Below are 13,016 nucleotides of genomic sequence, written 5' to 3'. Positions count from 1 at the left end.
TCTCTCCCCACCCACGCAGCACAGCGTCCACCGGGCACTGTGCGCAGTTTTCACTGCATGCACTATGCGATTAATCCGAATCGGATGTAGTCACGACGAGTTCGGTGAAACCGATCACACCGTGGGTGGCGCGAATGACGACGCGCTTCCCCGAAACATGCGGGCACTGGTCAAGCGCGACTGCGTCCGAACCACTGCGCCAGCAGTACTGCCGTCGCCGAGGCGACGTTGAGGCTTTCCACTGCACCGGTACCCGGAATCGATACCTGGTGATCGCAGTCCTGCGCCAATGCGCGATCCATGCCTTCACCTTCGGCGCCCATCACATAGACCAGGCGCGCCGGCAGCGCGCTGGCGAACAGATCTTCGCCACCGTCCACCAGCGTTGCGGCCAGGCTCAGCCCGGCTGCACGCAGCTGGGCCATGGCCTCAGGCAGCTCTGGCAGGCGCACCAGCGGCACCGCTTCAGCGCCGCCCTCGGCCACGCGCGCGGCCGCGCCGGACAACGCCAGCGTCGACCCCGGCGGCAGCAGCAGCCCGGCCACGCCGAAGTGCGCGGCCGAGCGCAGGATCGCGCCGAAGTTGTGCGGGTTGCCCACGCCATCCAGCCACAGCGCCAGCACCGGCTTGTCGGCCGGCAGCGTGGCGAGCCATTCCTCCAGATCCAGCATCGGCGCCCGCAGCACATCGGCCACCAGGCCCTCGTGATGCGTGGTCGCGGCGAGCTTGTTGAGATCGCCGTCTTCCACCACGCGATAGCCGACGCGGTTGGCCACGCACCACTTAAGCACCGGCTGCATGCGCGGGATCAGCGCTTCGGTCAGGTACAGCTTGCGCAGCGCCTGCGGGCGATGCTCGAACAGCGCCTGGACGGCATTCCAGCCGTACAGCCGCAGCTCGTCGTTGCCGCGGCCGGGCGGCGGCGGGGTGCCACCTTCGCGGGGCGGCAGCGGCGTGGCGCGCGGCGGCCGTGCGGACGGACGGCGCGCATTCTTCCAGGGATCATTCACTACGGGACAGCTCCAGCTTGCGTTGACGCCAGAAATCGGCGTTCTTGATGCCCAGGGCATCGGGGTCGAAGGTCGGATCCAGGCCGAGCTTCTTTTGACGCTCATAGTCGCGCAGCGCCAGCATCGCCGGCTTCTGCACGATCAGGATCGCGATGATGTTCAACCACGCCATCAGGCCCACGCCGATGTCGCCCAGCGCCCACGCCAGCCCGGCGTTGTGGAATGCACCGAAGATCACCATGCCGATGATGCCCAGGCGCAGCAGCAGGACGGTCAGCGGGCGCTTGGCGTTGTTGTTGATGTAGGTGAGGTTGGTTTCGGCCATGTAGTAATAGGCCATGATCGTGGTGAAGGCGAAGAAGAAGATCGCGATCGCCACGAACGCGGCACCGAAGCCCGGGATGACGGTTTCCACCGCCGCCTGGGCGTAGCCCGCGCCTTCCGCAATACCGGCCAGGCCGGCGAACACGGGCGCGGCACCCGGCACCGGCGAGTACACGTTGTAGGTGCCCGCGGCCAGGATCAGGAAGGCGGTGGCGGTGCACACCATCATGGTGTCGAAGTAGATCGCGAAGGCCTGCACGTACCCCTGCTTGGCCGGGTGCGAGACCTCCGAGGCGGCCGCCGCGTGCGGGCCGGTACCCTGGCCGGCCTCGTTGGCGTAGATGCCGCGCTTGACACCCCACTCCACCGCCAGGCCCATCATCGCGCCGAAGGCGGCATGCGCACCGAACGCACTGCTGAAGATGATGTTGAACATCTCCGGCACGCGCTCATAGTTGAGGATCATGATGACGATGGCCATCAGGATGAAGCCGGCGGCCATGAACGGCACCACCACCTCGGCAAAACTGGCGATGCGCTTGACGCCGCCGAAGATCACCACGCCCAGCAGCAACGCGACCACGATGCCGATGCCCAGCTTGAGCGCCTGCACCGATTCCATGCCCATGACCTGGCCGTCCAGCGGCCCGCACAGGGCACCGCCACGGCAGGCGTTGATGATGCTGTCGGCGATGGCATTGGCCTGCACGCCCGGCATCAGGAAGCCGGCCGCGACGATGGTCGCCATGGCGAAGGCCAGCGCGTACCACTTCAGGCCCATCGCTTTTTCGATGTAGTACGCCGGGCCACCGCGGTAGCGGCCTTCGGCATCCTTGGTCTTGTAGATCTGCGCCAGGGTGCACTCCACGTACGACGTGGACGCACCGAGGAAGCCCATCACCCACATCCAGAAGATCGCACCGGGGCCGCCAAAGGCGATCGCGGTGGCGACGCCGGCGATGTTGCCGATGCCCATTCGCCCGGCCATGGACATGGCCAGGGCCTGGAACGAGGACACACCGGCATCGGATTTTTCACCCTGCACGGTCAGGCGGCACATCTCCACGAACCCGCGGATCTGCATGAAACGGGTGCGGGCGCTGAAATACAGGCCTGCGGCAAGACACAGGAAAATCAGAGCCTTGCTCCAGATGATCCCAGTGATGAAATGGACTACTTCTTCCACGCGCTCTCTCCAGTCGGCGGAAACAAAAGGAACGTCCCCGTCGGCTGGGACCCGGTCGATTCTCCACGATCCGGGCCGGACTGCGTAGTGGCAATTTCAATGAATGGGCGGCATTGCCGCCCATTCGGGTCAGGCATGGCCACCGACCGAGGGGGTTTCCGCTTCCTGGCGGGCCAGTTCGCGGGCCACGGCTTCCGGCGAGCGGGTGTACGGGGCAAGCAGCGAGTAGAACGCCGGCACCACGAACAGCGACAGGAAGGTGGACACGGTCACGCCGAAGATCACCACCACACCGATCGTGCCGCGGCTGGCCGAACCCGGGCCACCGGCCACCACCAGCGGGATCGCACCGACCACGGTGGCGATGGAGGTCATCAGGATCGGGCGCAGGCGCACCATCGCCGATTCGACGATGGCCTGGTGCACGTTGCGACCTTCATCGCGCAGCTGATTGGCGAATTCCACGATCAGGATGCCGTTCTTGGCCGCCAGGCCCACCAGCATCACGATGCCGATCTGACTGAACAGGTTGATGGTGCCGCCACTGACATACAGCCCCAGCAATGCACCGAGCACGCCCAGCGGCACGGTCAGCATGATCACCAACGGATGGATGAAGCTCTCGAACTGCGCGGCCAACACGAGGAACACCACCAGCAGGGCCATCGCGAAGGTCAGCAGCACGGCGCTGCCGGCATTCTGGTACTCGCGCGATTCGCCCTTCCAGCTGATCTGTGCGTGCTGCGGCAGCTCCTCGCTGGCCACCTGCTGGGCCCAGGCGATGGCCTCGCCCAACGGGTAGCCCGGGGCCAGGCCGGCGCTGATGGTGATCGAGCGCAGCCTGTTGAAGCGGTTGAGGCTGCCGGCTTCGGCCACTTCGCTGAGCGTGACCAGGTTGGACAGCGGGACCAGTTCGCCGCCACTGGCACGCACGCGGATCGCGGCCAGATCGGCCGGCGAGGCACGGCCTTCGCGACCGGCCTGGACCAGCACGTCGTACTCCTCGCCGTTGTCGACGAAGGTGGTGACGCGGCGCGAGCCCATCATGGTTTCCAGCGCGCTGCCGATCGCGGTGACCGACACGCCCAGATCGGCCGCACGCTGGCGGTCGATGTTCACGCGCATCTGCGGGCGGGTTTCCTTGTAGTCCGAGTCCGCGCCGACCAGGCCGGGGTTGTCGGCCATGCGCAGCAGCATGCGGTCACGCCACTGTGCGATTTCCGCGTACTCCGGGCCACCCAGCACGATCTGGAACGGCTGGCCCTGGCTGCGCACCAGGCCGCCACCGACCTGGGTGCGCACGCGCACGCCGCGCAGATCATTGAGGTGAGTCTGCAGCTCGGCCGCTACATCCGGGGTGGAGACATCGCGCTGCCGCCACGGCTGCAGGAACACGCTGATGCGGCCGGTATGCATCTCTTCGCTGGCACCGAAACCACCGGGCACGCGCGGGTTGGCGCGCACGATGGGCTCATTCTCGCCGACGAACCCGGAGACGATCTTCTCGACCTGCTGGACCTGGCCGACGGTGTAGTCGAAGCCGGCACCTTCCGGGCCATCGATCATGATCTGGAACGAGCCACGGTCTTCGGCCGGGGCCAGTTCGGAGGGCAGCACCTTGAGCAACAGCGCACTGGCCAGCAGCGACAGGATCATCACCACGATGTAGATCCAGGTGCGGGTCACATGCGCTTCCAGGAAGCGGCCGTACGCGCCCGAGAGGCGATCCAGGTTGCGGTTGATCAACCCGTGCAGGCCCTTGGGTGCCTGGCCGGTATGCGGCTTGAGCAGCTTGGAGGCCATCATCGGGGTCAGGGTGAGCGACACGAACGCCGACAGCGCCACGGCCGCGGCCAGCGCCACGGCCAGCTCGCGGAACAGGCGGCCGGTATTGCCTTCCAGGAAGCCGACCGGCAGGAACACCGCGACCAGCACGGCGGTGGTGGCGATCACCGCGAACGCCACCTGGGTGGTGCCGCGCTTGGAGGCGACCAGCGGTGGCTCGCCCAGATCGATGCGGCGCTGCACGTTTTCCACCACCACGATGGCGTCATCCACCACCAACCCGATACACAGCACCAGCGCGAGCAGGGTCAGCAGGTTGATCGAGAAGCCAAACGCATACAGCGCGATGAACGCGGCGATCAGACAGACCGGCACCGTCACCGCCGGAATCAAGGCGGCACGGAAGCTGCCCAGGAACAGCCAGATCACCGCCAGCACCAGCAGCATCGCCTCGACCAGCGTGGCGTAGACGCGATCGACTGCGGCCTCGATGAAGGTGGTGTTGTCGAAGGCCACGAAGATGCGCGTGCCTTCCGGCAACGTGCTGCTGATCCGGTCGGCTTCGGCGCGTGCTTCGCGGGCGACATCCAGCGCGTTGGCAGTGGAGGTCTTGACGATGCCCAGGCCGATGTTCGGCTCACCGTTGCTGCGGTAGTAGGCCCGGCGTTCGGACGAGGCCAGTTCGATCTTGGCCACATCGCCCATGCGCACCACGTACCCGTCTGCGCCCTTGCCGAGCGGAATGCCGGCGAAGTCTTCCGGTTTGACGTAGTTGCGCTCCACGCGCAGGGTGAAATCGCGGTCGGCCGATTCGATCCGGCCGGCCGGCAGTTCAACGTTCTCGTTGCGCAGCGCGCTTTCCACATCGCCCACGGTCAGCCCGCGCGCGGCGAGCTGGTCGCGGTCCAGCCAGATCCGCATGGCGTAGCGCTGACGGCCACCGATGCGCACCTGGGCCACGCCATCCAGGCTGGAGAACCGATCAACGATGTAGCGGTCGGCGTAGTCGCTCAGCTCCAGCGTCTCCATCGAGGTCGAGCTCATGTTGAGCCAGATGATGGGATCGGCGTCGCTCTCGACCTTGGCGATTTCCGGCGGCCGCGCCTCTTCAGGCATGCGGTCGGCAACACGGCTCACCGCATCGCGCACGTCGTTGGCGGCCGCTTCGATATCGCGGTTGGAAGTGAACTCGATGCTGACCTGCGAGCGCCCGTTGGAGCTGCGCGCGTTGATGGTATCGATGCCTTCGATGCCGGCCAGGGCATCTTCCAGCACCTGGGTAATGCGGCTCTCGATGACTGCCGCCGAAGCGCCGGTGTAATCCACCGAGACCGACACGATCGGCGGATCGATGGCGGGCAGCTCGCGCAGGGTCAAGCGGGTGAACGACATGAAACCCAGCACGACCAGCAGCAGGCTCATCACCACGGCCAAGACCGGCCGCTGGATGGAAATGTCGGAGAGTTTCATCCGGCGGTGTCCGGCTGGGCGGCCTGCGCCGGTGCAGGCGTGACCGGCGCAGCCTCCTCGGCCTGTACTTTCAGGCCCGGGCGCAGCTTGCCGGTGCCGTCCACCACGATGCGGTCACCCACAGCGAGGCCTTCACGGATTTCCACCACACCGCTGCGGCGCCCACCGGCGACGATGTCGGCACGCTCCACGGTCTGGTCCTGCTTGACCCGGAACACGTAGGAATCGCGACCGACCTGCACCACGGCGATTTCCGGTATCACCAGCGCCTGGCGCTCCGGACGGAACATGCGCACATCCAGCAGCATGCCCGGGCGCAACGCGTGATCGGCGTTGATGAAATCGGCGCGGACGGTGACCGCGCGCGTGCCGGGATCGACACGGGTATCGATGGTGGCAACCTCGCCTTCGAAACTGCGGCCGGGGTAGGCCACGCTGGTGGCAGTGACCTTGTCGCCGTTGCTCAGCGAGGCCAGCTCGGCCTCGGGCACCTGGAAGTCCACGTGCATGCGCTCGATGTCGTCCAGGGTGGTGATCGCCGTGCTCGGCGTGACCAGCGAACCGGCGCTGACCTGGCGGATGCCGAGTACGCCGGCAAACGGCGCGCGCACGCGACGGTCACCGATGTCCGACTGCATTTCACGCACACGCGCCTCGGCGGCATCGCGGATGGCGCGCTGCGTATCCAGGGTGGAGCTGGCCACCAGCTGCTGGGCGGCCAGTTCGCGCTGCCGCTTGTACAGCTGATCCGCTTCCTGGAAGGTCGCCTGGGCCTGCAGCAGGGCTGCTTCCTGGGCTTGGCCACGCAGGGTCACCAGCGGGGTGCCGGCGCTGACCTGCTGGCCACTCTCGAAGTGGACCGTCTCGATGATTTCGCTGACCTTGGCGGTGACCGTCACCGACTCGCGCGCCTTGGCCGTACCCAGCGCCTGCAGGGTGTCGCTCCATGCCGAGGTCTGCACCGCCTGGGTGGTGACCGGCACGGCGTCTGCCTGCCGGCGAGCGGTCTCGTCTTTACTGCCACACCCAGCCAATGCGACCAAGGCGATGCCAGCGGCGAAGCGCGCTGCGATGCGTCCCAACATGTAATGCGATCCCGGTTGTTTCTCGACCGCCGAGTGTATAGAGGGGCCAGGTGAAGGCATATGTGCCAAGCGTTTACCGGCGCCTTCACATCTGCCGGTGACAGGCGAAAGCCCTTTCGTGCTGGGGGGCGTGGCACGTGTATCGCCATGTATCGACGCATGTCGAAATCCCCATCGCCGCGCCGCCCTGTCCGGGCAGGCGCCGTCAGCGACGGGCGGGGCGTGAACGCCCCGCCCGGCTATCGGACTCAGTAGCTGTAATTCATTTTCAGCCAGGCGGTGCGGCCGGGCTCGTTGATCCGCACCGGATCGGCCGGAAAGCCGAAATCGGCGCTGCCGGCCAGGTTCAGGTGTTCGCTGTAGGCACGGTCGAACAGGTTGTCGACGCCGGCGCTGACCAGCAGCGCCGGGTTGACCCGGTAGCTGGCGTTGAACGCCACAGTGGCGAATCCAGCGCTGGGGCCGAGATCGCGGGCGACCACGTTGCCCTGCCCCGCCGCGACCCGGCCCTGGTGGGACACCGCACGCGCCAACGCCCCAATCGTCCAGCGCCCGCCTTCCCAAGCAGCGCTGAGTCGGGCTTCCAGCGGCGGCATCTGCGGCAGCGCGCGGCCATCATTGCGGTTTTCGCCCCAGGCGTAGGCCAGCGTGCCGCCGAGTTTCCATTGCTGTGCCAGCTGCCACTCCGCGCCCGCCTCGGCGCCGGCAATGCGCGCATCGACGTTGCTGGCCTGGCTGGTGCTGCCCATCATGCCGCCGTCGTGATAGGTGAACAGGATGTAGTCCTGAATACGCCCGGCGTACGCCGAAACCCAGGCATTGAGGCGATCGGTGCGGTACTGCAGGCCCAGATCGAGCTGGGTGGTCTTTTCCGGCTGTACGCCGGTGAACGCGTTGACCGCGCCAGCCGGGCCGAGCGTCGGCGAGAACAGTTCCCAGTAGTCGGGCATGCGCTCGCTGTGCCCGACACCGGCGTACCAGGTCAGGGCAGGCGCAATGTCGCGCTCGAACCGGACGAAGCCACTGCCCAGATCCTCGCGTCGGGTCTGCCCGGCGGTTGGATTCGGCATCGCCATCATGCCCACCGTAGTGCGCTCGTCCTTCACCTCGGCACGGTCCATGCGCAGGCCACCGATCCAACGCTGCGCGGTGCCCTCGCCCAGGGTGATCTCGGTGAACGCACCAAGGTTCTCGAAGCGCGCATCCGTGCGCCACGGCTGCTGCCGGTACACATTGCGCCCCATCGCATTGCGGCTGCGATGACGGCTGTCCTGCGCGTCCACGCCGGCCACGATGGCGATGTCCTGCCAGCGCCATTCCGAGGCGATACGGCCCCCGGTGGTGCGGCGATCCACATTGGATGCCATCGGCATCGGCATGCTGCTGGCCGGATTCGGCGTGCGCAGCGTGTAGTTGTCCATCACGTGGTCGGCGTCGTTGTAGTACAGGTTCGCCTGCAACGTGTCCCATGCGCCGGGCAGGTTGTCCTTCTCCAAGCGCGCGGCATAGCTGGTGCGCTTGAACGAGGCGCCGTCCATGCCGCGTCCGGCGTAGCGCGCGATCGCATCGCCGGTGCCGGCTGACAGTTCCAGCACGGTATCGGCATCGGGGGTCCAGCCGACCGCGACATCACTGTTCCACTTGCGCCACCTGGAGGGGAGCACGTCACCGTTGCCGTCTTTGTAGTCATCCGATTCGGAGCGGTTGCCGTTGACGCGCACATACCCCGGCGACGCGCCGGCGGTGAGATCCAGCACCTGATCGTTGCGGTTGCGCGAGCCGACCAGCGTGCTGGCGTTGATATCCATGCCCGGCTGATCGAAACGCGGGGTATCGCGCTCGAAGCGTACCGTACCGGCTGAGGCGCCGGCGCCCCAACGCACGCTCTGCGGTCCCTTGATGATGGTCAGCCGATCGAAGGTTTCCGGGGCGATGTAGGACAGCGGGTTGTCCATGCGCGAAGGGCAGGCACCGATCAGGTTGCCTTCGTTGCTGATGATGTTCAGGCGCGAACCGAACATGCCACGCAGCACCGGATCGCCGTTGGTGCCGCCGTTGCGGATCGCCGAGAAGCCGGGAACCGTCTTCAGATAATCCGCGCCATCGCTGGCCGGCACCGGCTGCCTTGGGAGACGCGGATCGGTGACCCAGTGCAGCGGCGAGGACGGTGCGGTGGCAGTGACCACCAACGTATCGAGGGTGCGGGCGTCATCGTTGGCGGCATGCAGCGGCAGTGCGACCAAGGCCAGCGACAGGGAAACAGACAGGCGCGTCAGTGCGCCCGCGCTGCGGGAAGAAACGCTCATGGTGAAACTCCAGAAAAGCACGCAGGCGCGCGCCGCCATCACGGCGACACGGGCAGAAAAGGCGGTGGTTTCAGGAGATCGCGGGCGGGCCGCGGGCAGCGTGGGCCGGCCAGCGCAGGCTGCGGGGCGTGGGCACTGCGCGCAGGACGCGCGGTGCGATGACCGGCAGCGCCGGCAACACCAGGATCAGCACCGCCAGCCACGGCATCAGCCGCGAGGCCATCATGCAGTACTCGCAGGCATCGCCATGCCCGGCGTGCTCGCTCATCGGTGGTGACGACGGTGCGGGTGCGTCGTGGGTACTCGGCACCGCGTGCATCGGCATCGGCGCCATCGCCATGTCGTGGTGCGGCACTTCGTGGGGTTGCACGTGGTGGTACTGCGTGTCGTGCTGCGCGATGTCGTGCTGCTGCATGCCGTGCCCGGCGTGGGCGTCCGGCTGCGCCTGCATCGCGTGGGTCATGCCAGCCGGCATCAGCATCACGGGCGCCTCGGCATGCGCCTGCTGCCAACGACTGACCAGCGGCGCCAGCGCCATCAGCAACGTCGCCACGAAGGCAAGCTGCAACAGGACGGCATACGGGCGACGGCGGACGTTCACCCGGTCATGGTAACGCCCGGGCAATGGCCGGCCGACCCGACGCCCTGCGACCAACCGTCGCAGCATGCTTTTCCAAGTACCAACCGGTCCCCTCACGCCCTCTGGAGAAAAGCCCCCTTCTGTTGAAGGGGGCGCGCCAACGGCGCGGGGTAGAGGAAGCATGCGCGGCCATCACCGTCGCTTCTCAGACGGTGATGGTCTGCGTCAACGATTCCCACGTGGGCGGCAGCGGCCAGTTGGCTTCCTGGTTGCCGTCGATCACCCGGCGCAGGTCGCGGGTATCGATCTGCGGGGCGAGCACATGCACAAGCTCCAGCGCGTAATCGCGCAGCACGCGGTCGCGCGGCAGCACGGCCCAGGCGATGCACTCGTCGATCGGCGCCGGAGCCGGCCAGGCGCGCAGGTCTTCGTCGCTGGCGTTGACCGCCATTTCCGCGAGCAGGCCTACGCCAAGGCCGGTACGCACATACGTCTTGATCAGATCCGCATCGAGCGCGGTCAGCGCGATGTCGGGGGTCAGCCCGGCACTGGCGAAGGCGCGCTGCAGCGAGGAGCTGCCGCGGGTGGAGGATTCGTAGCTGATCAGGGGATGGGCAGACAGCGCTTCCAGGTCCGGCGCCGCACCGGGGCGGTCGAGCGCATGCCCACGCGGCACCAGCACCAGCCGACGCCAGCGGTACAGCGGAATGGCCAGGCCGGCAGTGGGCTCACCGCCAGCGGTGCTGATGATGGCGATGTCCGCATCGCCCTGGCTGAGCAGGTCCAGCGCATCACTTTCAGCGGCCTGCTGCAGGTGCACGCTGACCTGTGGGTAGGCCTGCTTGATGCGCGCCACCGCCGGCGGCAGCACGAAGCGCGCCTGGGTATGGGTGGTGGTGAGCACCAGCTGGCCCTGGCTTTCGCGGCGCTGGTTGGCCGCGTAGGTGCGGATGTTGTTGGCTTCGCCCAGGACGGCACGGGCGCGGCCGATCACTTCCACGCCGGCCGGGGTCACTGCTTCCAGACTGCGCCCCTTGCGCACGAACAGCAGGAAACCGAGTTCGTCCTCCAGCTGCTTGAGCTGCTTGGACAGGCCGGGCTGGGTGGCGTGCACACGCGACGCCGCCAGTGTGATGTTCAGCTCGGCGTCGGCGATGGCGACCAGATAGCGAAGTTGGGTCAGCGTCATGGGCGGGCGATACGGCGCATGGAAAGGGGGCCATCCGACTGTAGGGCAAATGCCATCACCAGCTTATAACCAAACGTTGTTTAAGAAGGTAATCAGGTCATTTCGCGCGGTCATATGCCAGCGGTACGGTCTGACCGACCCCGGCCCGGCCGCGCGCGGGCGCCTTGCGCCGCCACCGGCCCGACCCTTCCCCAGCCGCACGGCCCCCCGGGCGGCAACGACTTTTCCGGAGCATCCCCATGGCCCTGTACGACTCCATTCTGGACACCATCGGCAACACCCCGGTGGTGCGCCTGCACCGCATCGCCCCCGAACACGTCACCCTGTACGCCAAGGTCGAGTCGTTCAATCCAGGCGGCTCGGTGAAGGACCGCCTGGCACTGGCGATCATTCTCGACGCCGAGGCCAAGGGCCTGCTCAAGCCCGGTGACACCATCGTCGAAGCGACCTCGGGTAATACCGGCGTGGCCCTGGCGATGGTCGCCGCCGCGCGCGGTTACAAATTCGTGGCCACGATGGTGGAAACCTTCTCCATCGAGCGCCGCAAGCTGATGCGTGCCTATGGCGCCAAAGTAATCCTGACCCCGGCCGCCGAGCGCGGTTCGGGCATGGTGCGCCGTGCGAAGGAGTTGGCCGAGGAGCATGGCTGGTTCCTGGCCAGCCAGTTCGCCAACCCGGCCAATCCTGCGTATCACCGCAACACCACCGCACCGGAAATCCTGCGCGATTTCGCCGGCAAGCGGCTGGACTACTTCGTGACCGGCTGGGGCACAGGCGGCACCCTGACCGGGGTCGGCGAGGTCCTCAAGGTCGCCCGCCCGGAGACCCGTATCGTCGCCACGGAGCCGGAAGGCGCTGCCCTGCTCAAAGGCGACGAGTGGAAGCCGCACAAGATCCAGGGTTGGACCCCGGACTTCGTGCCGGAGGTGCTCAACCGTGGTGTCTACGATGAACTGCTGACCATCGACGACGCCCGGGCGATCGAGACCTCGCGCCGGCTGGCGGCCGAGGAAGGCATCTTCGTCGGCATCTCGGCCGGTGCCACCGTCGCCAGCGCGCTGGACATCGCGGCCAAGGCCGCGCCGGGGTCGGTGATCTTGGCGATGCTGCCCGACACCGGCGAGCGCTACTTCTCCACCCCCCTGTTTGCCGACATCAACGAAGGCTCCGACGACGACTGGCTGGCCGGTCTGCCCTGATCCCCGCGTTGGTCTGTATGAACGAAACGCCCGCCCTGATCGGCGGGCGTTTTGCTTGGTGACGCGCTTCATCTTCCGTGAAGTGATCCGGCGGCATCGTGTGACGGTCAGCCAGCGCTCGCCGGGTCGCACTGTCTGAGACGACGATGACGCAGCCTAGATGTCGCGCAGGTTACGGTGCAGCTCAGGCACGTCATTCCGTTGTATGGACCCGGTATCAGCAAGTAAGGAGCGGTACGCATGAAGATCGAAGTGTGGCAGGGCGACATCACGACCCTGGCGGTGGATGCGATCGTCAATGCGGCCAACGAATCCCTGCTCGGCGGCGGTGGTGTGGATGGCGCGATCCACCGCGCGGCCGGCCCGCAGCTGCTCGAGGCATGCCGCGCCCTGCCGGAGATCCGCCCCGGGATGCGCTGCCCCACCGGTGAAGTACGCGAAACGCCGGCGTTCGATCTGCCGGCGAAGCATGTGTTCCATACGGTCGGCCCGGTCTGGCAGGACGGCCTTCGCGACGAGCCGGCGCTGCTGGCCAACTGTTACTGGAAGTCGCTGCAGCTGGCTGAAAAGCTGGAACTGGAATCGATCGCCTTCCCGGCGATCAGCTGTGGGGTGTTCGGCTATCCGCTCCACCAGGCCGCCCACATCGCCGCCACCGAAACCCTGACCTGGCAGCGCTCGCATCGCCAGCCGCGCCGGATCATCCTGGTGGCCTACAACGCGGCCACCTACAAGGCCTACCAGTCGGCGCTGGCCGCGCTGGGTCAGCCGGTGGAGCCGTCAACCTCGGCGATCTTCGCCCCGCTGGCGATGGGCCTGCCGCCCGCCGCCGCGCACTGAGCAGCGGCACACTGAGCAACCCCGTGCCCAAACAAAAACGCC

General features: G+C 67.0%; 9 protein-coding genes. 2 read left to right on the top strand and 7 right to left on the bottom strand.

All coding sequences use genetic code 11. The features are described 5' to 3' along the window. Positions 1-170 precede the first annotated feature (170 nt). The 7 genes from AC13F7_RS03475 to AC13F7_RS03445 all read right to left on the bottom strand — a co-directional run bounded on the left by AC13F7_RS03475 (position 171) and on the right by AC13F7_RS03445 (position 10,935). On the bottom strand, positions 171-1,010 hold the full coding sequence (locus AC13F7_RS03475; RefSeq protein ID WP_481469122.1) for a TrmH family RNA methyltransferase: 840 nt from the start codon (positions 1,008-1,010) through the stop codon (positions 171-173). Continuing rightward, positions 1,003-2,520, bottom strand: coding sequence for an alanine/glycine:cation symporter family protein (locus AC13F7_RS03470; protein ID WP_481469120.1), 1,518 nt, complete (start codon positions 2,518-2,520; stop codon positions 1,003-1,005). Before AC13F7_RS03470 ends, AC13F7_RS03475 begins: the two co-directional genes overlap by 8 nt. A gap of 129 nt (positions 2,521-2,649) precedes the next feature. After that, the gene (locus tag AC13F7_RS03465; RefSeq protein WP_482999249.1) at positions 2,650-5,775 is read right to left on the bottom strand and encodes an efflux RND transporter permease subunit; all 3,126 of its coding nucleotides are present in this window, start codon (positions 5,773-5,775) and stop codon (positions 2,650-2,652) included. Next, positions 5,772-6,860 (bottom strand): efflux RND transporter periplasmic adaptor subunit, encoded by a 1,089-nt coding sequence (locus tag AC13F7_RS03460; protein WP_482999248.1) that lies wholly within the window; start codon positions 6,858-6,860, stop codon positions 5,772-5,774. Before AC13F7_RS03460 ends, AC13F7_RS03465 begins: the two co-directional genes overlap by 4 nt. 248 nt (positions 6,861-7,108) lie before the next feature. After that, positions 7,109-9,166, bottom strand: a complete 2,058-nt coding sequence (locus AC13F7_RS03455; protein ID WP_482999247.1) for a TonB-dependent copper receptor — start codon at positions 9,164-9,166, stop codon at positions 7,109-7,111. A 70-nt stretch (positions 9,167-9,236) separates the two neighbouring features. Beyond that, positions 9,237-9,833 carry a hypothetical protein gene (locus tag AC13F7_RS03450; protein ID WP_482999246.1) on the bottom strand — a complete coding sequence of 199 codons (597 nt, stop codon included), beginning with the start codon at positions 9,831-9,833 and terminating at the stop codon, positions 9,237-9,239. Positions 9,834-9,951: 118 nt separating this feature from the next. After that, positions 9,952-10,935 carry a LysR family transcriptional regulator gene (locus AC13F7_RS03445; protein ID WP_482999245.1) on the bottom strand — a complete coding sequence of 328 codons (984 nt, stop codon included), beginning with the start codon at positions 10,933-10,935 and terminating at the stop codon, positions 9,952-9,954. A gap of 239 nt (positions 10,936-11,174) precedes the next feature. Between AC13F7_RS03445 and cysK the strand changes: the two genes are divergently transcribed. Together cysK and AC13F7_RS03435 are read left to right on the top strand one after the other, a co-directional pair. Continuing rightward, the gene (gene cysK / locus AC13F7_RS03440; RefSeq protein ID WP_482999244.1) at positions 11,175-12,134 is read left to right on the top strand and encodes a cysteine synthase A; all 960 of its coding nucleotides are present in this window, start codon (positions 11,175-11,177) and stop codon (positions 12,132-12,134) included. A gap of 240 nt (positions 12,135-12,374) precedes the next feature. Beyond that, positions 12,375-12,974 (top strand): O-acetyl-ADP-ribose deacetylase, encoded by a 600-nt coding sequence (locus AC13F7_RS03435; protein WP_482999243.1) that lies wholly within the window; start codon positions 12,375-12,377, stop codon positions 12,972-12,974. Positions 12,975-13,016 lie beyond the last annotated feature (42 nt).

The sequence above is a fragment of the Stenotrophomonas sp. K-6 genome (genome assembly GCF_056861555.1).
This window is presented reverse-complemented; position numbering and strand designations above follow the sequence as displayed.